The organism is Paenisporosarcina sp. (assembly GCF_057785155.1).
The window spans coordinates 1-21,250 of sequence record NZ_JBYNRN010000041.1 but is presented as its reverse complement, the minus strand read 5'-3'; the positions used below and the strand labels follow the sequence as shown (position 1 = coordinate 21,250).

The window sequence follows — 21,250 nt, the reverse complement described above, 5'->3', positions numbered from 1 at the left end:
GGAAGCCGATAATATGGCGTTTGAGAGGATTAATTTGGCGATAGCGAGTCATAATATGTCGTTTGTTTCAATTATTATGGCGTTAGAGCAAGAATCCTCTGAAAATGTTACCTTGGCAGCTATCAAACTCAATTATTCATAGTCCCCAATAATCTCAACCGCTTTTTCGGTGATGCTTGTATCGATGGCTTCGTCAAATTTGAATTCGCCGCGAATTGCACCGTTTTTCTTATACAGTTCGTACTGATCACGAATATCGCCAATAAACATCTTGCCATCTGGGTTTAAGCCAGTTACGTATACATCTTCCCAAACCGCAGCGTCCTTCAGTCTTGTATATTTTGTCATGATTTCGATGATTTCATCTTTGCCAATGCCTTTCTTAAAGGCATCGTTATAATCGCGCACCCCTTTTAAATACGCAGCCATAAAACGAAGCGATACATCTTGCTCTTCATTCATAAATTGCGGTGAACCTAATACCATGGCAATTTGTGCTTCAGGTGCATAGTCAGTTGCATCTCCAAATCGAACATGGATTCCCTGTGCAACACCCGTCGTAATTAGCGGTTCAATTTGAAGTGCCGCATCGATCGAGCCATTTTCAATGGCAGCCATCATATTTCCGAATTCAGGCATTAAGACAAATTCTACATCGTCCTTTGTCAGACCAGCATGATCAAGCATTTGATGGAAAATATAATCATCTACTCCATGCTCTGAAGAAACAGCGATACGTTTTCCTTTTAAGTCACTGTAATCTTTAATTTCATCAGCTAAGTCATCTGCAATGACGAATGTGAAATAAGATTTTCCGTCCGCATTATGCCCTTTGTCTGCAATTATTTTAACGTCAATCCCTTGCGCAATGGCATTGAAGAATGATGCGGATGAAATACCGCCCGCAATATCCACTTCGCCTGAAGCAAGAGCTGGCAACATATCATCACTGTTTGCGAATGTTGCAAATTCAACTTCAATATTGTAATCTGCAAAATAGCCTTTGTCGTTAGCAATATAAAAACCCGCTCCGGATGCCGCTCCATCTTCTGCAATAACCACTTTCGTTTTCTTACTTAATGGAGCTAAGTCTCCCGATGGATTATCTTTACTCACGTCGTCATTCACATCTACGGATTCTTCATTTGAACATCCGCCAACTAATAACACCAGTATGCCAAAAACGCCTAACCACTTTTTCATCCGAACGCTCCCTTCACTTTCTTGACTCTTGAACTTCCTCTTGCAAATGACTCCAAATATCTAAAAACTTTTCGGCCATCGACGGATTGGATCGAATGTCGATTACCTTACGAGGATGCGGTAAATCCATCTTTATCTCTTTCAAAATTTTGCCTGGTTGTGAACTCATCAATAAGATACGGTCGCTTAGAAAAAGAGCTTCATCTATGCTGTGAGTGATGAACAAGACCGTTTTTTTCGTCTCGGACCAAATGGATAGTAACTCTTCTTGCAAAATGTATTTATTTTGTTCGTCAAGTGCACCAAATGGTTCATCCATCAATAAAATCTCTGGATCGTTGGCGAATGCTCGCGCAATACTAACTCGCTGCTTCATTCCCCCAGATAATTCTTTTGGATACATGCGGGCGAACTTAGATAACCCGACTTTATTCAAAAAATAATGGGTCCGCTCTTTCACAATGGACGCCGGTAAATGGCGCATATTGAGTCCGAACGCAACATTTTCTTCAACAGTTAGCCAAGGAAGAATGCCGCGTTCTTGAAATACCATGGATTGCAACGGCCGTTCCTCACTACTTTTAGCAATCGAAAAGGTTCCAGCACTTTGGTTTTCCAATCCAGCTAATATTCGAAGCAACGTCGTCTTCCCACATCCACTCGGTCCTACAATACAGACGAATTCACCATCCGCTATATCGATAGAAATGTTATCGAGGGCTGTCACACTGTCCTGTTTTTTATAAAAAACTTTCGTTAAATCTTGAATTCGAATTTTAGGTGTTTGTTCCAGATTGGTCACCTCCATGGTAAAAGTTTTCGTTGTAAAGCTCGGATTAGGAGTGAGAACAAATAGCCAAAAAACGATATGAGGATGAGCCCAACAAACATTTCTTTTAATAAAAACGCACTATACGATGTCCATATTAAATAGCCGATTCCTGATTGTGCACCCATCATTTCAGCAGCAACAATCGTTAATAAGGCAATTGCTTGCCCCATCTGAATCCCTTCAAGCATGACTGGCAATGCGCCTGGTAAAGCAATTTTCAGAAAGAAATCTTTTTGGCTAGCTCCGTAATTTTTGGCTACATCAATATAGATGGAGTCAATCGTAATGACACCTGCCACCGTGTTAATAACAACGGGAAAAAATACACTACCTGCAATCGTTACAATTTTTGAAGTTTCACCAATGCCAAATACGATTAATATTAATGGCAATAAAGCCAGTGTTGGTATGGGCATTAACGCCATGATTAGTGGAGATACAAAGTGTCGAATTGGTGCATACAATCCCATACACAAACCAATGATAATTCCGGGAATTACGCCTAACAAAAATCCAGCAAGTATTCGAAAAAGAGAGATCCCCATATGGCTAAATAGCTCACCGCTTGTTAGTAAGCTAGTAAAAGTTGATACAATTTGAGTCGGCGGAGGGAAAAATCGAGAATCGATGAGACCTGATTGTGATAAAAATTCCCATAACACAAGTAACAACAACGGAGACGATATGGTCAACGCTGCTTTCATGCGGCCCTTTCTTTGCTGTTTTCGCCATTCACGCTCTTCCGTTACAACTGGATTTATCACTTCCTTCATCGTTCACCACCTCTTCTTCAAAATAATATGTAATCTGTCGAAAATGTGTGCAATTAGAAACAGTTCAAACAGTGCATAAACAAGTCTCGACTCATTATTTTCCACAAAAAAATGACCCAGCAAATTTACTGGGTCATGACTTCTTCTTATTCAAATCATTACAATCGGTGAATCTTGGCGCTCGTTTTTAAAATCTGTGTCGTCTGGGTTTCTTCGGTATTCCCATTCACTTGCGATTTTGCTCTTTTTGGTCGAGTCCAATTGTGATGAATTTGTGCTGACTTATCGTCAAGCGGTGTTTTTTTACTCATCCACGTCACCCCTCTTTCATTGAAATAAAAAGAAGAAATCAGGTTTAGTTTGCGTTACCTATTTTTATTTATTCACTAGGAAACAATTCCTTACTGTTTCGGCAAATTTTCCAGTATGTCTCTAAAGCCTTTTTCAAATTTCTCGTTGTCTTCTTTTTGACGTTTTTTTGGTCCTTTCATGCGACCACCTGCTTGTCTCACTTTCTGAGACATGTGTCGGCTATATAATAGTTGGTCAATATTATCGTTTGTATAAGCTCGACCGTTTTGGTCAATCACTAACCCTTGTTTTGCTAACACCATGGCTGCAAGACCATAATCTTGTGTCACAACGATATCGCCTTTATTTACCCGATTCACGAGAACAAAGTCAACGGCATCTGCACCTTTTGAAACCATGATTGTTTCTGCGCCGTCACGTTGCATATTATGAGCGGTATCGCAGAACAAATACACCGGTATGGAGAACTGCTTTGCAATTTTAATGGTTAAATCTACAACGGGACATCCATCTGCGTCTACTAAAATATTGGTCATCAGTTCATTCCTTCCTGCTGTTTTCAGTAAATCTCCTCTAAACCAACTTTCAACCTTTTTGAATGAAGATTGAAATGCTAAACCCTACTATAGCACCTTGAATAGAAAACGTGTAAACTAGAATTTATCGAAAGATTCAGGCGATTGGAGATAACCATATGCATTTTTTCTTGAAAGTAGGACTCGGTTTAGTTCGAATGAAAAACTTATCCTTATTATTAGCCACATTATTCTTTATCTTATTTTGCACGGTGACTATTTATATGTTAGAACCCCAAACTTTTGAAAGTCTTCTCACATCATTTTACTTTGTAATGACCACCTTTTCCACGGTCGGATATGGTGATTATTCACCTACTACAATCGCAGGTAGGTTATTTACCATTCTTATGTATTTATTCGGCATTGGATTACTAGGAGTCGTCATTGGAAAAATTGTAGACACATTTTCTTTATTTAGAAAACGGAAGGAAGAAGGCAAATTGGCTTATACCAAAGAAAATCATATCATTATTGTGGGTTGGGGCAAAAAGACAGAAACAGCAGTTGATGAAATATTGGCATCTGATACAACGAGTGAAGTGGTGATTATTGATACTTTACCCAAATCTCCTACAGATGTTGCACTAGAGCGAGTACATTATGTTCAAGGTGATCCTTCCGAAGAAGAAACGTTTAACCAAGCAAATATTAAAAAAGCCAAATCAGTCATTATTTTTGCAGATGATGCCATTCAAATTCCATCTTTGCGTGATGCCAAGACACTTACGATTGCCATTACTGTTGAACGTTTGGCAAGTCATGTACACACGACAGTTGAGATTATGACAAAAAAACAAATCCCTAATTTCTCACATGTGAAAGTGGATGAGTTTATCCTATCTCAAGAAACAACATCTTTGCTTGCGGTTCGTTCCGCCATGCATCAAAACGTCAGTACCATTGTGACACAATTAATAAGTAGAAGTATTGGTGAAGATTTGTTTGAAGTACCAAAAAATGATAAGTGGCAAACCTATGGAGATGCTTTTCATGATTTACTCTCAAATGGTGCAACTTTAATTGCTGACCGTGATCATATGGATATCAATCGAAAATTAGACGAGAATATTCCTTCAGATGCCATATTGTATGTTATCTGTGATGATGATACTCACCGTAGATTGCTAGCTTTAAATAAATAGTTTAATAACCCAAATTTGCTCAAGGAGGAAATTGATATGACATTTTCTATCGTTGGATATGATCCACAAACAAAAGAGCTCGGTGTTGCTGTTGCATCCAAATTTTTAGCCGTTGGAGCAGTTGTTCCATTTGCAAAAGCTGGAGTTGGCGCGATTGCTACACAGTCGTGGGCTAATTTAGATTATGGAAAACATGGGCTAGAGCTTTTAGAAAAAGGACTTCCCCCTCAACAAGTGCTTGAAAAATTAATACAGTCGGATGACAAATCTGCCTCAAGACAAGTTGGTATCATCGATGCTAAAGGAAGAAGTGTCACTTTTACTGGAGAAGATTGTTTCGATTGGGCTGGAGGCTCGGCTGGTGATCATTTTGCAGCTCAAGGAAATATTTTAGTGGATCAACATACGGTTGAAGCGATGGAGTCAACTTTCTTACAAACGCAAGGTTCATTAGCTGAGCGATTGTTGTCTGCCCTACTTGCAGGTGATTCAGCGGGTGGTGATAGCCGCGGGAAACAATCTGCAGCGTTGTTGATTGTTAAAGAAAATGGCAGTTATGGTGGCTACAATGACCGCTATATCGATTTAAGAGTAGATGATCATGAGGAACCTGTTCAAGAGTTAACTCGATTATTAAAGTTACATAAACTGTATTTTGAACCTACATTGCCTGAAGACGTGGTTGAAGTGCAAGGCTTTCTAGCAAAAGAACTCCAAGAGTTATTATACGAAAATGGCCATTTACAGCGTGAGCTTTCTGAACACGATGATTTATTAAACGCCATTGAGTCGTATCATTTAATTGAAAACTTTGATGAACGTGTCCAACCTCGTGGCATGATTGATCAAAAAGTCGTGGAATACATGAGAATTAAATAAATGAGAAAAGCCATTCTATTGATGAATGGCTTTTTTATTCGGTTAATTGCTCTGCTAACTTGAGCAACTCTGTTTCAACTTGAGATTCATCTAATTTTGGCATTATTAATGTGTATAAATATGTAACGTCTTTAACAACAACATCTAATCGATTCGGTGCTATGTAAAAAGCTTGATATCCATTTTTCAATATGATTTCTTTAGGTGTGGTATCAGGATATTCCACATTTGCAGTTGAGGTTGTAATTATTAATTCATTTGAATTTTCATCACTTGTTATAAAACTAGCTTCTGGATTGAGCCCTTTTCCTCCGTAATCTGTAATGCCTAAAGAATTGAATTTCTTTGCATTGAATGGTAATTGCTCGGGTAAATTAACCTCGTACGGCAATGAATCAATTGCTACTTCAACAGAAGGTGCACTATAAAATTTCATGGATACCTCACTATTTTTCGATTCAACTAACTTGGATGTATCTAAACTATTCGAACAAGCAGTTAACATTAACAAGCTAACTACTAAAATAATTTTCTTCAAATATATCACCCCTAATATGATTATACAGTTATTTACTATTTTTTGGCTGTTTTACCATAAATGAATATACATATATCGAATCCTTGAAAGGAGTTATCATCAAATACATGAAGATGCCTTATAACTTTAAGTTATTTTTATTGCTAAGTTTTTTCTTCGCATTTGGATTTGGGTTGATAGCTATCTTAGTTCGTCTGAATAAAATGGATCGTTTCGATAAATTAGTCACAACTTATATTCAAGATTTCGAGACTTCATTCTTAACAAGTATCATGCAATTATTCACTTACATTGGTTCGATGTCTTTCATTCATATTTTAGCCTTTGTCATTTTTATTATCTTCTACTTCTTTTTGAAGGATCGATCAAAACTTCTTCTTTTCATTATCGTCTTGCTCGGTTCACATTACCTTTTCCGTCTATTAAAACAATTATTCAAAAGAGCACGACCCGATTTTCATCGACTTATTGAAATCGGTGGATATAGTTTCCCAAGTGGGCATGCGACGAATGCTTTGTGTATTTATGGAATACTCACCTTTGTTTTGTGGCAGCATATCCCCGCTCGCTGGGGACGTATCATTTTGTCTATTTTTAGCATCTTCATGATTCTGTCAATTGGATTCAGCCGAATCTATTTAGGTGTTCATTATCCAAGTGATGTATTAGCTGGTTATTTTGCAGGTGGTTTTTTGCTGACAATGATTATTGGGTGTTATCAACTTGTCATAATAAAAATTGATGAGAGAACGTCCTGACACTACACGTAAGTTCAGATTTAGGCATATCTTTTGACTACTATATGGCGAAAGCATAAAGTGACACTATGCTTTTTCTTAATACTTACTATCCACACTACGTTCTGGAGGTTCATAAATATGACGAATGAAAAATACAAACCACTCTTAGAACCATTTGACTTTTCAAATGGTGTTTCACTTAAGAATCGCATTGTGATGGCGCCTATGACGAATTACTCTTCCAATGAAGATGGCACAGTTTCAGACGAAGAAGTTGCTTATTATATTCGTCGCTCAAAAGGTGTCGGTATGGTGATTACTGCTTGTACATACGGAACCCCAAATGGACAAGGCTTTCCTGGTGAGTTTGCAGCACATACAGACCAAATGATTCCGAGCTTAAAGCGACTAGCTTCAGCAATTAAAGATGAAGGCGCAAAAGCTATTTTACAAATCTTCCATGCTGGTAGACAGGTGCCGAAAGAGATCGCACCGAACGGTGATGTCGTTAGCGCAAGTGCTGTCGCTTATCCCGCTGAAGGCAAACCTGTTCCTCGTGCACTAACAGAAATTGAAATCGAAGCTATCATTCGTGACTTCGGCGAGATGACTCGACGTGCAATTGAGGCTGGGTATGATGGTGTTGAAATTCATGGTGCCAATACGTATTTAATACAACAGTTCTTTTCTCCACACTCAAACCGTCGAACCGATCGATTTGGTGGAACGTTAGAGAAACGAATGACCTTCCCATTAGCTGTTGTAGATGAAGTAAAACGCGTTGTGAATGAGTACGCAAAAGAACCATTTATCGTTGGGTATCGGTTCTCCCCAGAAGAACCGGAAGAACCAGGTATTACGATGGTTGACACACTCATTTTAGTAGATCGATTAGCTTCAAAAAATCTAGATTACTTACATGTTTCTCTTATGGATTTTTGGTCTACACCTAAGCGAGGCGTTGAAGATACTCGTTCACGTATTGAACTCTTACAAGAAGTCATTGGAGATAGAGTTCCGCTTATCGGGGTTGGATCCATCTATACCCCAGAAGATGCACGAAAAGCGCTAACTTCTGGAGTACCGTTAATTGGGTTAGGTCGGGAATTATTAATTGACCCAGAATGGGTTCAAAAGATTGAGCAAGGTCGCGAAGATGAAATTGTCACGAAGCTTGAAATCGATAAACAAGTAGAGTTAGATCTTCCTACTCCTCTATGGCAAAGAATCTTAAAAAATCCAGGATGGGTTCCAGGCATATAATGAAAAAGATTGAAACGGCATTGATGATGCTCGTTTCAATCTTTTTTTGGATATTCAATTGCGAACAACCGGACATCTTCGGAAGTTGACGTATATTTAATCGTCCCTTCGTCTTTCATTCCTAATTTTCGAAGAAGGTTGGCGGACTTTTCATTATCAAGTGAAGTAAAGCCAACAATTCGGCGGTGAGCTAAGATTTCAGCACCATACGTTAAGGTACCTTTTGCAGCTTCAAACGCATACCCTTTTCCCCAATACGTAGAAAGTAATGCAAATCCAAGATCAACGTCTTTTAAGAAATCACGATGTAGCAGACCACAAAGTCCTATTGGTTGTGCGTTTTCCTTCAATTCAATTAAGTACAAGCCTATCCCATGCTCATTATACATGGTCATGGGTCCTTCTTTGATGTACTTTTTCGCATCTTTAACTGTACGAATGCCGCGGTCTCCGATGTATTTAATCCAATCCGGTTCATTTAAAAGGGTTACGATAAACTCTGCATCTTCCTCAGTTAAATGTCGGAGTGTTAGCCTGTCTGTTTCCAAAATTTTCATGTCATTCACCTCTTACACTAATAAAGATTTCTTATATAATTAGTCTCCTACTTTTTCAATCAACTCAGGCGAATTATTTTTAGGAGAATTCACTTTGTCCGATACTTCGTATGCTTCTAGATGACCATCTTGGAGAGGAATCAAAAACTTCTTTAAATCAGCCAGTGTTTTCATTTCTGGATTTAACCACTTTTGTTCATCTGATGGTTTTAAAATAACAGGCATTCGATCATGAATGTTTGACATGAGTTCATTAGGTGTTGTGGTTAAAATCGTACATGAATGAATCGTATCTCCTTTAGGAGATTTCCAAGATTCCCATAAACCAGCCATCGCAAAAAGTTCATCATTTTTCATTTTGATGCGCATGGGTATTTTCCGGTCGTCCGTTCGTTTCCACTCGTAAAAAGAATCTGCAATAACGAGACATCTTTTTCTCTTGAATGCTTCTCGAAAACTAGGCTTTTCATGCACTGTTTCTGAACGGGCATTAATCATTTTAAAGCCAATCTTCGATTCTTTTGCCCACGGTGGAATTAGTCCCCACTTTAAGAACCCGAGTCTATTTTTCGAGCCATCATTAACGACTGATAGGACCATTTGAGAAGGTGCAATATTATAGCTTTCTTCGTATTTAGTTATATCAAAAGTGGCTTCCCCAAACCGATCTTCTATTACTTGGAAGTCAGCAGTTAAACTATACCGTCCACACATTTCTTTCACCATCCTTTATAAGCAAATATAATCGTTTCTCTAGGTTTTCCCTTTATTCAGATTAAAAAAACGCATAATTTCTTACACTGATATCCATAACCCTACGCCGTATGAAAAAACCGTCCATATTCATTCAGGAAGGACGGTTTCACAGTATTCAACTATTGATTAATATACAACTCAAATGTATCTTTGAAATCTTTTTTAGCGTATTTCTTCCGATTCTCATACAACCAATTTTGTGAGAATCGAGCAATATCTTCAAATGACTGAGCAGGAGTCACTTCATTGTTACTAATACGACCTATAGACTGGGAAGCATAATTCAAACTTGTTTCAGCAATCGCATATTTCTTTTCGTTTTCTTTCACTTCAAGTGAGATTGCAAATAAGACTTTATAAAGATCTTTAATTTCCGTTAAAAACCGTTTATGAATATCAACGGATAATGGTGTACTGCCAATCGTGAATTTGATTTCGACATCTAAATCGATGGTACCGGCCGTTTCTAGAGCTACATTGGTAATTGGATGCAGTGCGTATTCATACCGTTTCAATGTTCTTTTTTTACTAACTGCATTTGCGCCGTCCACGTGAATGAGTGCTTTGTTTGTAAAACAATATTCATCTGCTTTGGTCTTAATCAAGAAGAAAATTTCTTCTCCTGATTCGTGCATAACAAAATCGTCTGCTTCCGTCTTATCAAAATCAGCTTTTGGTACCACAATTCCAATATCCGATAAACCTAATGCTTCTGCAGCTAACTTTTTAAACATCGAAATCCTCCTTAAAATTCAATCGTCATCTTCTAATACGATTAACAAAACACGAAGTTTCAAGTTTTCAGAATGCCAATTTTGTTTGTCTATTATTTATTAATTTATTTCAATGCACCCACACTCGTAAGACTTGTTTCAACTGTTATCTCAAATTGTGCTTTTGCTAACAATTCTTCGGTTAAGCCACTTGGCCAATCTCCTTTATAACGCATACGAAGGGTTTCAAACATACCAATAGGTTCAATTGATAACTCTTGACATTTTTCTAACAACGCTCTAATATCCTTGTCAATATTCTTACTCACTTCTTTTTCAAGAGTTTCAACATCTTTTTTTTCAGCTAAATCTTTATTGCCTTCATATTCACTTAGGGTACCTTCGAATTTCAAATTTAAAATGACCTTCGGCGATTCTAAATTTTCTGCCTTCACCTTAGCTTTTGATTTCACAAATTCTATAGCTACTTTCTCTTTCTCTTCATCGTCGAGAGTAATGGCAAATACACTCAATCTCTCTCTACCACGCAATATTTGAATAATCTTGCCTTCTTGTTTGGTGAAAGTCGTTTCCATTTTTCCATCACTGAACATGGCAAGTCCTTCTATATGGATGATTTCTTCTTTTAGCTCCACATATGGAGCAATCGTATCCCTTAAAGGATCGGTTTCATCATAGACAAATTCATGTATCGTTGTAAAAGGACTGAAAAAGGTATATTGCCTCTGTTGGAATAAATTGTTGATATAAGAACTTGTATTCTGTTTATCTGGGTATTCCATTCTAAGCATTTCTTCAGCAGATTCTTTCACGACAGCTACAAATACACTTGATCGTACATCCGCATCTTTAAATAAATACTCAACCATTTCTTTCATTTGTCCTTTTCTAGCAAATTCCTCACTGAATAAGACGACTCGGAGTTGTTTCAAAGAGACTGTTTTATCAGCACGGGAAGAAATGTCAACCAGTCCTTTATGCAACATATCCGTATCAACAGAAATGACTTGCGTATGTTTCTCAGCCTCAAGAGCCGGTTGTGGCATAATTACCGTCAATCTCATGTTGTCATTATCAATATAATCAAAACCAGCAACACTAATTAATCCCAGATTTTCCAAAGAAGGTTGCACACCTTGCTTAGTGGTACACCCATTCAATACTAAAAGAATACTAATCGCCATTATGAATCGAGAAACTGCCATCTTTTCACCTCATTTTTCTCCTTCTGACTAAGTGAATTAGACATAAGAGGATCGGCCATAAAATAAGACCATAACTAAAAAGGAATGTTTGTTCATAAAAAATTTTTTTTACAGTTTGAGAAATAGGAAGATTAATGACGACATACGTCAATATAGCAACCGCATATATATGATATTGACTATTTTTATTTCGAAGAGAATCGACACCTTTTTTAGCCATCCATAGATAAGCTCCAGCTGTCGTTAAAATTAAAAATACCCATAAAGTAATACCTATCTTATCAATTCTCTCGACAAAAGAGAGGTCTACTGCTTGGAACAATTTTAGAACCGGAAAGAGTATATGTTCTAGTTGCCATTCTGTAAAATACATAACTCCGACAATGCCTACCATAAAATAGAACATTATCGTTATCCAAATACCGATAGATGCATGTTTGAAGGCTTTTTCGGGCTGACGAATATAAGGAAAATAGAACATGAGTAGTTCATATCCAACGATTGTATTGAAACCACTTTTGGTTGCTTCCCAAAACTCATTACCCGTGAAGTTAAAGAGTGGCAAGAGATGCCGTATTTCTCCATTTTCAAAGCCCCATCGCAAAAAATAGGCCATCCAGCCTGTTAAGAACAGTGTCAATATACAAAATCTAGCCAGTGATTTTATACCGCCCTTAACAATAAACACCGTCACTAAAATAAAGAAGATTAAATGACCATTTATCGATCGTTCTGGCAATATGGAAACTTGAATGAGTTCTAAGTAGCCATCTATAACCGCCGCAAAAAGAACAATTGCATATATAAGTAATACAAAGTTTAATGATTTACCAATCCATTTTCCTAGAAGTTTTTCATGGATATCAAACAAGTCATCATCTTTATACTGTAAACCAAGCCAAATCATAGGGATGAGTGTGAGGTTTGCTATAACACCAAAAAGAATTGGGAACCACCACTGACTGTAGCCCACTGGACTTAAAGAGGTATTCATGGACAACAACCCCATGCCAACCATAATATTCTGAACTAGAAATACCACATGGTACCCATTCAAAATTTTCTTTTTAGTAACATCCATTTTCAATCACCCCTCTATTTAGTAGGTTTTTTCTCTCTCTTTGTTCTAGACATTCCAGTTCTTTTTTGAAAATAGGTCAATGGAAAACGAATGACACTATCAAACATGTCTGACCATGACCGCGGGATAACAGGCGTCATATACGGCGTTCCAAGTGATGTCAAATTTAATAAATGATTCAACAGCCATGCTAACGCCAACATTTGGCCTAGCAAACCAAATAATCCAGCTGCCAAAATAAAAATATACCGCACAAAGCGACTGGCATTACTCATAAGGTAGCTGGGCATTAAAAATGACAATAATGCGGAAACAGCCACTAGTACGATGAGTGTATTACTTACAATACCCGCTTGTACCGCTGCTGTCCCAATTACAATACCACCCACAATACCAATGGTTTGTCCGACCTTGGAAGGCATTCGAGATCCAGCCTCTTTCAAAACTTCAATAATTAGTTCTATAAATAGTACTTCAATAACAGGAGGAAAAGGTACTCTGCTTCTTGATTCCATGGTCATAATCAATAATTCAAATGGAAGAATGCCTGGATGATAAGATAGAGCTGAAATATACGTAGGCGTCAGCATAATGGTGATAAAGAAGCCCGCAAATCTCAAGATTCTTAATAGAGTAGCCGTTGTCCAACGGTTATAATAATCTTCTGGAGAATTAAACATTTCAAGAAACGAAGAGGGACAAATCATTACCGTTTGACTATTTTCCATTGCAACGACAATTCTTCCATCTAATAAGGAATTCACCGCAGCATCGGGCCTCGATGTCGCTCCGTATTGAGGGAACGGAGAATAAGGATTGTCCTCAAGTAATTGTTTAAGAATGACGATATCCACGTAACCTGTAAAATCTAATTGTTGAATGCGTTCCTGAATTCTTTTAAGATTTTCATCGTTAACAAGATGCTCAATATACATAATCGATATTTTGGTATTTGTTTCTTGACCGATTGTGTAATCCTTACTTTTTAACCCCGTTTGATGAACCCTTCTTTTAATAAGAGATAAATTTGCTTTTAGTGACTCTGTGAAGGAGTCTTGCGGACCAAGGACGGTTGCTTCGTTTTCTGAAGAAGTAATTGATCGTTCTGGTGGACTATAGGTATGAGCTAGTAAATATTGCTGTTTTTTGTGATTAAAAATAACGGTGTCACCGTTTACAATGGCCATTAGAAGCTTTTGCTTATTCCATCCATCAATCTCATCAAACGAATTCATTACTTCGCCCTTATCATTTACAAGTGGCAAGATAATAATTTTATGTAAAAGAACAGGCTCAATTAGCGAACTCAAATAGATAACTGTTACAAGTCCATCTTTTGTTTGATACTCTTTGAAAACAGCATCATCAATATCAGTCAGATCTTTTTTAAGAGAGTCTAACGAAACTGGTGCAGGTTCCTTCTGATGTGATGGCGGAGAAGGTTTTTCCTTGCTTTTTTCAACTACTTGTCGTGCTCGTTTCCATATTTTCATTCATTCACTTCCCTTCGTTTTTGAAGGTTTCGTATTTGAAGAAAGTTTTGCCATATGAAAAGGTATTTATTCGCAAAACGATATGATTGACATATACAGACTCATACTTTAATATTAGTTACATAAAGTAACTTAATTTATAAATGTAACTTAAAAGGAGAATGCATATGTCTTTTCATCAACATCCATCAATCTATCCAAAGCATGTCCATTTAATTGTGTCCGACTTAACAAAGTCGACAGCATTTTATGAAAACATTATTGGACTACACATTTTGAATAAAACCGAGGACAAAGTAGAGTTCTCAGCCAATCAATCAGATGTTTTATTAATCATAGAACAATGTCAACAAAATAATGTTCACATACCTGGCGCTGCAGGCCTTTATCATTTGGCACTCCTACTTCCATCCAAAGAAGAATTAGGTGCGTTATTTAATCACATCCGCAATACGGGGTATCCGTTTAGTGGTGCCTCTGACCATAAAGTTAGTGAAGCTCTATATTTAAATGATTTAGATGGCAACGGAATTGAATTGTATTATGACCGCAGTCCAGAAATGTGGAATTGGCAAAACGAACAGGTTGAAATGACCGTAGATCCACTTGATATTGAGGACTTAATTACCAGTGCAACTAAAGCGGAATGGTCTGGCATATCCTCAGGCACAATTATGGGGCATATTCATTTAAGCGTATCGAACTTAGAAAAAGCAAAAGAATTTTATGTACATGCATTAGGGTTCGATATCGTTAGTCGCTGTGGGTCTCAAGCTACATTCATCTCGTCAAATGGCTATCACCATCACATTGCCTTCAATACTTGGGGCCGACCTAAGGCGATAGAGCGTAATGATCACACGCTCGGATTACATGCGTTTTCACTTGTATATCCAAGTACCGAGACTCGAGATTTGGCGGTAAGTCGTTTGCAAGAAATAGGCGCGGTCGTAACTGTGGAAAATGATATCTTGGGAGCGATTGATCCTTCTGGTGCGAAGGTTTTATTGTTAGTTGAATAAATACAAATTCCCTCGAGCTGAGAATGGCTCGAGGATTTTTTTGGCATTTGGAATGAATAATCTAGCGTTTGAGGAAGATAATATGTCGTTCGGACGTAATAATATGGTGCAAACTATCATTAATATAGCGTTACTCGACAATAATTTGGCGTTAGAGCAAAAAAGGCATGCCAAGTCTAGCAGGCATGCCTCCTTTTGTGTTCATCTACTTCAACCTTGTACGTTGCTTGGAACTTGAATGAGTCTGTGGACCAAAACCAAATACTGAAACGCGGGTTACCTTATCGTAGACAAATGATAGTGAAGAGTTTGCTAGAATCGGTAGTACAAAGACACCACCACTTGATACCTCCTTGATTAATAGATTATGTCGACTCTATTAATTGGAACGGGCGAAGTGGAAAGAATATATCTTTTTGTAAATATTGTTTCGTAGAACTACCTAGCAATTTCAATTCCAATCAAAAATTCTCATATTAGAACTGTACTGCTATACTATTTCTATTATTAGGTAAGAGGAGCTAAATGATATGGGAGATAAAACAAATTTGCGATTGGTCTTAACTGGACTACTTTTAGCTATATTAATGGCTGCTATGGACAATACCATTGTGGCAACTGCACTAGGTTCAATATTAGCTGACCTTGGAGGCGTAGAGAGTTATGTGTGGATTACGTCTGCATATGCGGTTGCTGTTTTAGCAGGGATGCCGATTTTCGGGAAACTATCAGATATGTATGGGCGGAAGCGATTTTTCGTTTTCGGTTTAACTATATTTTTAATTGGGTCAGCACTTTGTGGCATAGCTGAGTCTGTTCCTCAACTTGCAGTATATCGTGCGATTCAGGGAATTGGTGGAGGTGCTTTATTGCCAATCGCCTTTACGATTGTCTTTGACGTATTCCCTCCAGAAAAACGAGGGAAAATGACGGGATTATTAGGGGCAGTATTTGGAGCTTCTAGTGTTCTAGGTCCATTATTAGGTGCATTTATTACCGATACGATTAGCTGGCATTGGGTTTTTTATGTGAATGTACCAATAGGGATTGCTTCTTTAGTTTTAATTCTTCGGTTTTATAATGAAACAAGGCAACATGCGAAGCTTAAGATTGATTGGTTAGGCGCCATTACGCTTGTGACAGCTATTGTGAGTCTAATGTTTGGGCTTGAGCTTGGCGGGAAAGAGTTTGCCTGGACATCTTGGCAAAGCATCTCATTGTTTAGTATTTTCGGTGTCTTCTTTATTGTGTTTTTATGGGCTGAAACAAAGGCCTCAGAACCTATCATCTCGTTTTGGATGTTTAAGAATCGATTATTTGCATCATCTCAAGTTTTAGCATTTATATATGGCGCTACTTTTGTGGGTTTAACCATTTTCATTCCTATTTTTGTTCAAGCTGTTTATGGTGGATCCGCTACCAATGCGGGAATTATCTTGATGCCAATGTTACTTGGATCGGTTGTGGGAAGCGCTTTTGCTGGTTTCGCCCAATCCAAAATGACGTATCGTAAAATCATGGTCATTTCAGTCGTTGTGTATTCAATCGGCATGATTTTCATGTCGACGATTACTCCAGATACAAGTCGATTGTTATTGACCATTTATATGATTTTAGTCGGATTAGGCGTTGGATTCTCCTTTTCTTTATTGCCATCTGCTAGCGTTCATAAAATGGACTACCGCCATCGTGGATCAGCAAACTCAACAAATTCATTTTTCCGCTCACTGGGTTTAGCTTTGGGAATTACAATATTCGGTTCCCTTCAAACGAAATTATTGACGAATGAAATTACAACGAAGCTTGGTGCCTCAGGAGATCAAGCAGCGAGTACGATTGATAATTTACAAACGGTTTTCCAACCTGAACAACGTGCTCAAATTCCATCAAATATTCTAGAAATTATTGTAAATGCCATGTCAAATTCAATATCGGCTACATTTTTATGGTCCCTTATTCCAATAGCAATTGCGGTTGTCGCTGTTTACTTTATGGGGAATGAGAAGTTGGAAGTCTCGAAGAATGCTCCAGCGAATGAATCATTACAAGATTAGCCCTATTTTTTAATAGATTAGTTTTAAAAAGAGCTTCTGAATTTATAAGATATAAAAATGGCCATTCGCAAACGCGAGGGGCCATTTTATATTTATCCATTAATTACTGCTAAAAATGCTTCGCCATATTTCTCGAGTTTATTGGCACCTACACCACTAACTTTTAAAAATTCATCTTCATCTTTTGGACGTCGTGCACACATATCCTGCAAAGTTTTGTCTGAGAAAATAACAAATGGTGGTACATTTGCTTCTTCTGCTAAACGCTTCCGAAGAACACGTAACTCTTCAAACATCGGATCATTATCCGCAATTTGTTTTGTTACCACGACTCCTTTTCTTAAGACCTTGCGATTTCCTTTAAGTACATCTTTACTATGTTCTGTGACATAAATTGTCGGAAACGACCCATGCTCTACTGCTAATAAATCTTGAGAAATCATGAACTCCATCAGGTTAGCCACTTCTTTAGCACTGTAGTGTTTTAAAATTCCGTAAGTCGTTAACTTATCAAAACCAAATTCGATTACCTTTTTATTCTTAGAACCAGTCAACACTTGAGCCGTCAGCATTTTACCAAACTTCTGCCCCATTCGAATAACACAAGAGAGCACCATCTGAGCATCGGTTGTGACATCTTGGCTTTCCCGATCATCCATACAATTGCTGCATCGCCCACACGCCTGCGCATCGGTATCACCAAAATAATGAATGATGAATTGTTGCAAACAATTTTCGGTATGACAGTAATCTACCATTCCTTGAAGCTTTACAAGTTCCCCAGGGATCCGACTTTGATCTTGCGCTTGATCGATTAAGAAACGTTGCGTTTGAACATCTTGAGACGCATACATCAAAATACATTCACTCGGGAGTCCATCACGACCTGCACGGCCCGCTTCTTGATAATAGCTCTCCATATTTCGTGGAATTTGATAATGAATGACATATCGAATATTAGATTTATCTATTCCCATTCCAAAGGCGTTCGTCGCAACCATAACATCCACTTCGTCCTTCAAGAAACGCTCTTGTTCATAACGTCGATCCTCATCATATAAACCTGCATGATACTTGGCAACCTTCACTCCGCGTTTATGTAACATATCGTGAACATGATCTACCGTTTTTCGGGTAGCCGCATAAATAATACCCGCTTCATTTTCATTTTTCTTTACATAATCTTTTACGAATTTCTCGCGATCTTGACCAGGAATCACTGAAAATGAAAGGTTCGCGCGTTCAAATCCGGTCATAACCGTGTGTTCTTCTTTTATTGCTAAAATCCTGCAAATATCTTCTCTAACTTGAGGAGTGGCTGTTGCCGTTAAAGCCAACACAGTCGGTGTATTTGGAAATAACTCAGTCATTCGACTAATTAAGCGATAGCTTGGTCTAAAATCATGACCCCATTGTGAAATACAGTGAGCTTCATCTACTGCGATCAGCGGCACTGGGATTCCTTGTAATTCATTTAAGAATGTTTGTGAATCTAATCGTTCTGGTGCAATATATAATAATTTAACTGCTCCGCGTTGAACATCATAAAGGACTTCTCTTACTTCCTCATGACTAAGCGAGCTATTAATGTACGCCGCTGAAATACCAGCTTCTATTAATGTATCAACTTGGTCTTTCATTAAAGAAATAAGTGGAGACACCACAATAGTTGTACCTTCAAGAACCAATGCAGGGATTTGATAACAAATCGATTTTCCTCCACCAGTAGGCATAACACATATAGAATTCACTCCATCCAATACTTGTTGGATCGCCTGTTCTTGTCCTTTACGGAACGTTTCATATCCGAAATACGATTGTAAATACTTCCTTGCTTGTTCTAACAATAATGTCACTCCTTAATCGGTGCCCGGCACTCAAACTTTCGTGTTTGTTTCAACTAATTCAATTGTTTATTTTTTCGTGTTTGTTTCGGTACCTGGAACTGCAACAGTTTCTGTTAAGTCATCAATCAGACGCTCGGCTATTTTCCGGTACGAATTACTAATGTTTACGAGTGACGCAATAAGCATAATTTGTTCTAATTTCTCATCTTCTTCATCTATCACTCTTTTTACTTCTTGATGCCGAATTGGAATTGATTCACTCACATTTTCTGCATTCGTTTTCTGCAGCGTAAGTAAACTAGTATAGAACGCATCTAAGTTAATGTCATCACTTGTGATCTTATCGTTAATAATTTGTAGCGTTGACTTTATATCCGTAATCGAAAGGACACCTTTTAATTGGTAAATTAAGCTGATTAATATGAGATGCTTTTTCGAGTACTTTTTGTTTTTGATTGGAATAAACAACTTGCCTTTCGCATAGTTGTTAATCATTGTTTTAGTTAGAATCTTTTCGTCTTCATTTCGTTTCGTTTCTTTATATTTTTGATCAAACAATTGAATGACTTGATCCATATATAAATCAATTTCGGGCATTTCTTCTAATGACACACTCTTTTCGAGTGATATCTTCTCTAGTAAGTCGTTGATATTTTCCATTACGCCACCTCAAATATGTCTGTTTCCTTAGACTTTATTTTACATGAAAAATCCGGCAACGTAAATGTTGACTACATGATGAATTCATTATATATTGATAAGTAGTTATTATTACTACTTATCGAAATGAGGGTGTTTTATGAATCGTTATATTCGCGAACCGTTTAATTCTTTATCACATTTTTTAGGTGCTGGTTTATCCGTTATTGCCTTACTATTGATGGTGGAAAAAGCAATTTCAAATGAGGAATCCATCCTACAGGTCATAGCTGTCTCCATTTTCGGATTAAGTATGATTCTCTTATATTCAACGTCTGCCATCTATCATATGGTCCTAGCTACGGACAAAACGATTGCCTATTTTAGAAAACTAGACCACTCCATGATTTATATTTTAATAGCTGGATCTTATGCACCACTTTGCTTAATTGCTTTAGAAGGTAAAACGGGAATCATATTATTTTCGATTGTTGTTTCCCTTGCAATAGCAGGTGTTTTATTTAAAATGGTTTTGTTTCATTCTCCAAGATGGTTATCCACCGGTTTATATATTGCAATGGGCTGGATCATTGTTTTCCTAGCAGCACCGTTATCAGAGCGTTTAAGTATGAACGGCCTTCTTTTATTAATTGGCGGAGGCGTTATGTATACCATTGGTGGTGCCATTTATGCGGCGAAATCCAATATCTTGAAAATTTCACCTTTAGGGTTTCATGAAATTTTTCACATTTTCATTCTTCTTGGGACACTTTGTCACTTTTTATGCGTTTATTTTTATGTGTTGTAAGCGTTCTTGAACCAACAGTGAACCTCTACCCAAGCTTCTCCATTCTACGTACATAGACTAAGAAGAGAAAAGTGTAAGGGAGGTACAAATTTTTGGTTAATCAATTTCCTGGTTTCCCTTTTTCAGATCGAGACTCTTCACCCTTTGGCATACCCGGTTTCCCTGGACGAGGAGGACCACAATTCGGAATTCCTGGCTTCCCTGGACAAGGAGGGCCACCATTTGGAAGACCTGGATTTCCGGGACCTGGTGGACCACCATCCCAAGGGCCAGGTTTTCCTTCGCTACCAGGTGGTGTTCGTCCCCCATCGAATGTTCCTTCAGGACCGCCTCCATCGTTTACGCCGCAGCAATCTCCTCAAGCAAGAGGAGGAGTTAGCGCTTTTGCAGTAGATCCTGGAGCGATTCGTGGATGTTTATTCCGCTTTACGTTTATTTGGTTACGAAACGGTCGATCTTTTTGGTTCTACCCAACTTTCGTTGGCAGAGAATCCATAGCAGGCTATCGTTGGAACGGATTTAGATGGAATTATTATGGAACTGATTTAGACCGCGTTTCATCTTTCCAATGTTTTTAAATGAAGAACGGTTAATCTGTAAATAATCTAAAAGAGCATGGAATTCATTTTCCATGCTCTTTCTCATTGACTTGATAATCGAGTAGGAGGGAGCGATTAACTCCCGACCTCTCACACCACCGTACGTACGGTTCTCGTATACGGCGGTTCAACCTATTGAGTATCTACGCTCATATATTGCGGACATTTCTTTCAGTCCCCAGTGTATGAGCTTTT

Annotated in this window: 22 protein-coding genes; 8 read left to right on the top strand and 14 right to left on the bottom strand. The window is 37.9% G+C overall.

What is annotated here, in order from left to right; genetic code table 11:
- Positions 1-132: 132 nt before the first annotated feature.
- The 5 genes from AC3EA5_RS15215 to AC3EA5_RS15195 form a co-directional block, all read right to left on the bottom strand.
- The gene (locus tag AC3EA5_RS15215; protein ID WP_488609104.1) at positions 133-1,203 is read right to left on the bottom strand and encodes an ABC transporter substrate-binding protein; all 1,071 of its coding nucleotides are present in this window, start codon (positions 1,201-1,203) and stop codon (positions 133-135) included.
- A gap of 13 nt (positions 1,204-1,216) precedes the next feature.
- On the bottom strand, positions 1,217-1,996 hold the full coding sequence (locus AC3EA5_RS15210) for an ABC transporter ATP-binding protein (RefSeq protein ID WP_394191460.1): 780 nt from the start codon (positions 1,994-1,996) through the stop codon (positions 1,217-1,219).
- Between the two features lie 5 nt (positions 1,997-2,001).
- On the bottom strand, positions 2,002-2,808 hold the full coding sequence (locus tag AC3EA5_RS15205) for an ABC transporter permease (protein ID WP_488609103.1): 807 nt from the start codon (positions 2,806-2,808) through the stop codon (positions 2,002-2,004).
- 158 nt (positions 2,809-2,966) lie between these two features.
- Positions 2,967-3,119, bottom strand: coding sequence for a YpzG family protein (locus AC3EA5_RS15200; protein ID WP_488609102.1), 153 nt, complete (start codon positions 3,117-3,119; stop codon positions 2,967-2,969).
- Between the two features lie 90 nt (positions 3,120-3,209).
- A complete protein-coding gene (locus AC3EA5_RS15195; RefSeq protein ID WP_488609101.1) occupies positions 3,210-3,656 on the bottom strand; it encodes a YaiI/YqxD family protein in 447 nt (148 codons plus the stop codon).
- Positions 3,657-3,814: 158 nt separating this feature from the next.
- On the opposite strand from AC3EA5_RS15195, the gene AC3EA5_RS15190 reads away from it, so the two are divergent.
- Together AC3EA5_RS15190 and AC3EA5_RS15185 are read left to right on the top strand one after the other, a co-directional pair.
- Positions 3,815-4,840: a potassium channel family protein gene (locus AC3EA5_RS15190; protein WP_488609100.1), complete on the top strand. Its 1,026-nt coding sequence runs from the start codon at positions 3,815-3,817 to the stop codon at positions 4,838-4,840.
- A gap of 36 nt (positions 4,841-4,876) precedes the next feature.
- The gene (locus AC3EA5_RS15185; RefSeq protein ID WP_488609099.1) at positions 4,877-5,719 is read left to right on the top strand and encodes a DUF1028 domain-containing protein; all 843 of its coding nucleotides are present in this window, start codon (positions 4,877-4,879) and stop codon (positions 5,717-5,719) included.
- A gap of 34 nt (positions 5,720-5,753) precedes the next feature.
- Here AC3EA5_RS15185 and AC3EA5_RS15180 read toward each other — a convergent pair whose 3' ends face one another.
- Positions 5,754-6,266 (bottom strand): hypothetical protein, encoded by a 513-nt coding sequence (locus tag AC3EA5_RS15180; RefSeq protein ID WP_488609098.1) that lies wholly within the window; start codon positions 6,264-6,266, stop codon positions 5,754-5,756.
- Positions 6,267-6,364: 98 nt separating this feature from the next.
- On the opposite strand from AC3EA5_RS15180, the gene AC3EA5_RS15175 reads away from it, so the two are divergent.
- Complete coding sequence (locus AC3EA5_RS15175) at positions 6,365-7,015, top strand: phosphatase PAP2 family protein (protein ID WP_488609097.1); 651 nt, start codon at positions 6,365-6,367, stop codon at positions 7,013-7,015.
- Positions 7,016-7,135: 120 nt separating this feature from the next.
- Positions 7,136-8,260, top strand: a complete 1,125-nt coding sequence (locus AC3EA5_RS15170) for an NADH-dependent flavin oxidoreductase (RefSeq protein ID WP_488609096.1) — start codon at positions 7,136-7,138, stop codon at positions 8,258-8,260.
- A 35-nt stretch (positions 8,261-8,295) separates the two neighbouring features.
- On the opposite strand, the gene AC3EA5_RS15165 is transcribed toward AC3EA5_RS15170, so the two are convergent.
- From AC3EA5_RS15165 to AC3EA5_RS15140, 6 genes are all read right to left on the bottom strand, one after another.
- Entirely contained in the window at positions 8,296-8,817 is a 522-nt protein-coding gene (locus AC3EA5_RS15165) for a GNAT family N-acetyltransferase (protein ID WP_488609095.1), read from the bottom strand.
- 39 nt (positions 8,818-8,856) lie between these two features.
- Positions 8,857-9,531 (bottom strand): SOS response-associated peptidase, encoded by a 675-nt coding sequence (locus AC3EA5_RS15160; RefSeq protein ID WP_488609094.1) that lies wholly within the window; start codon positions 9,529-9,531, stop codon positions 8,857-8,859.
- A 161-nt stretch (positions 9,532-9,692) separates the two neighbouring features.
- A complete protein-coding gene (locus AC3EA5_RS15155) occupies positions 9,693-10,307 on the bottom strand; it encodes a PH domain-containing protein (RefSeq protein WP_488609093.1) in 615 nt (204 codons plus the stop codon).
- Between the two features lie 104 nt (positions 10,308-10,411).
- On the bottom strand, positions 10,412-11,512 hold the full coding sequence (locus AC3EA5_RS15150; protein WP_488609092.1) for a Ger(x)C family spore germination protein: 1,101 nt from the start codon (positions 11,510-11,512) through the stop codon (positions 10,412-10,414).
- 4 nt (positions 11,513-11,516) lie between these two features.
- Positions 11,517-12,593, bottom strand: a complete 1,077-nt coding sequence (locus AC3EA5_RS15145; protein ID WP_488609091.1) for a GerAB/ArcD/ProY family transporter — start codon at positions 12,591-12,593, stop codon at positions 11,517-11,519.
- A gap of 14 nt (positions 12,594-12,607) precedes the next feature.
- On the bottom strand, positions 12,608-14,086 hold the full coding sequence (locus AC3EA5_RS15140; protein WP_488609090.1) for a spore germination protein: 1,479 nt from the start codon (positions 14,084-14,086) through the stop codon (positions 12,608-12,610).
- Positions 14,087-14,253: 167 nt separating this feature from the next.
- Here AC3EA5_RS15140 and AC3EA5_RS15135 point away from each other — a divergent pair, with 167 nt between their 5' ends.
- Both AC3EA5_RS15135 and AC3EA5_RS15130 read left to right on the top strand, forming a co-directional pair.
- A complete protein-coding gene (locus tag AC3EA5_RS15135) occupies positions 14,254-15,108 on the top strand; it encodes a VOC family protein (protein WP_488609089.1) in 855 nt (284 codons plus the stop codon).
- Positions 15,109-15,638: 530 nt separating this feature from the next.
- The gene (locus tag AC3EA5_RS15130; RefSeq protein WP_488609088.1) at positions 15,639-17,162 is read left to right on the top strand and encodes an MDR family MFS transporter; all 1,524 of its coding nucleotides are present in this window, start codon (positions 15,639-15,641) and stop codon (positions 17,160-17,162) included.
- 92 nt (positions 17,163-17,254) lie between these two features.
- Here the strand turns inward: AC3EA5_RS15130 and recQ are convergent, their stop codons facing one another.
- A complete protein-coding gene (gene recQ, locus AC3EA5_RS15125; protein WP_488609087.1) occupies positions 17,255-19,009 on the bottom strand; it encodes a DNA helicase RecQ in 1,755 nt (584 codons plus the stop codon).
- 66 nt (positions 19,010-19,075) lie between these two features.
- Positions 19,076-19,669 (bottom strand): DUF1836 domain-containing protein, encoded by a 594-nt coding sequence (locus tag AC3EA5_RS15120; RefSeq protein ID WP_488609086.1) that lies wholly within the window; start codon positions 19,667-19,669, stop codon positions 19,076-19,078.
- Between the two features lie 139 nt (positions 19,670-19,808).
- Here AC3EA5_RS15120 and trhA point away from each other — a divergent pair, with 139 nt between their 5' ends.
- Together trhA and AC3EA5_RS15110 are read left to right on the top strand one after the other, a co-directional pair.
- Complete coding sequence (trhA, locus tag AC3EA5_RS15115) at positions 19,809-20,456, top strand: PAQR family membrane homeostasis protein TrhA (protein WP_488609085.1); 648 nt, start codon at positions 19,809-19,811, stop codon at positions 20,454-20,456.
- Positions 20,457-20,548: 92 nt separating this feature from the next.
- Positions 20,549-21,034, top strand: a complete 486-nt coding sequence (locus AC3EA5_RS15110; RefSeq protein ID WP_488609084.1) for a transporter — start codon at positions 20,549-20,551, stop codon at positions 21,032-21,034.
- Positions 21,035-21,250 lie beyond the last annotated feature (216 nt).

Bases quoted from the DNA above. Each gene is read 5' to 3' on its own strand.
- AC3EA5_RS15140 (WP_488609090.1), bottom strand. From the start codon at position 14,086: ATGAAAATATGGAAACGAGCACGACAAGTAGTTGAAAAAAGCAAGGAA.
- AC3EA5_RS15215 (WP_488609104.1), bottom strand. From the start codon at position 1,203: ATGAAAAAGTGGTTAGGCGTTTTTGGCATACTGGTGTTATTAGTTGGC.
- AC3EA5_RS15150 (WP_488609092.1), bottom strand. From the start codon at position 11,512: ATGGCAGTTTCTCGATTCATAATGGCGATTAGTATTCTTTTAGTATTG.
- AC3EA5_RS15130 (WP_488609088.1), top strand. From the start codon at position 15,639: ATGGGAGATAAAACAAATTTGCGATTGGTCTTAACTGGACTACTTTTA.
- AC3EA5_RS15170 (WP_488609096.1), top strand. From the start codon at position 7,136: ATGACGAATGAAAAATACAAACCACTCTTAGAACCATTTGACTTTTCA.
- AC3EA5_RS15160 (WP_488609094.1), bottom strand. From the start codon at position 9,531: ATGTGTGGACGGTATAGTTTAACTGCTGACTTCCAAGTAATAGAAGAT.
- AC3EA5_RS15185 (WP_488609099.1), top strand. From the start codon at position 4,877: ATGACATTTTCTATCGTTGGATATGATCCACAAACAAAAGAGCTCGGT.
- AC3EA5_RS15205 (WP_488609103.1), bottom strand. From the start codon at position 2,808: ATGAAGGAAGTGATAAATCCAGTTGTAACGGAAGAGCGTGAATGGCGA.
- AC3EA5_RS15175 (WP_488609097.1), top strand. From the start codon at position 6,365: ATGAAGATGCCTTATAACTTTAAGTTATTTTTATTGCTAAGTTTTTTC.
- AC3EA5_RS15200 (WP_488609102.1), bottom strand. From the start codon at position 3,119: ATGAGTAAAAAAACACCGCTTGACGATAAGTCAGCACAAATTCATCAC.
- AC3EA5_RS15155 (WP_488609093.1), bottom strand. From the start codon at position 10,307: ATGTTTAAAAAGTTAGCTGCAGAAGCATTAGGTTTATCGGATATTGGA.
- trhA (WP_488609085.1), top strand. From the start codon at position 19,809: ATGAATCGTTATATTCGCGAACCGTTTAATTCTTTATCACATTTTTTA.
- AC3EA5_RS15145 (WP_488609091.1), bottom strand. From the start codon at position 12,593: ATGGATGTTACTAAAAAGAAAATTTTGAATGGGTACCATGTGGTATTT.
- AC3EA5_RS15120 (WP_488609086.1), bottom strand. From the start codon at position 19,669: ATGGAAAATATCAACGACTTACTAGAGAAGATATCACTCGAAAAGAGT.
- AC3EA5_RS15195 (WP_488609101.1), bottom strand. From the start codon at position 3,656: ATGACCAATATTTTAGTAGACGCAGATGGATGTCCCGTTGTAGATTTA.
- AC3EA5_RS15135 (WP_488609089.1), top strand. From the start codon at position 14,254: ATGTCTTTTCATCAACATCCATCAATCTATCCAAAGCATGTCCATTTA.
- AC3EA5_RS15165 (WP_488609095.1), bottom strand. From the start codon at position 8,817: ATGAAAATTTTGGAAACAGACAGGCTAACACTCCGACATTTAACTGAG.
- AC3EA5_RS15190 (WP_488609100.1), top strand. From the start codon at position 3,815: ATGCATTTTTTCTTGAAAGTAGGACTCGGTTTAGTTCGAATGAAAAAC.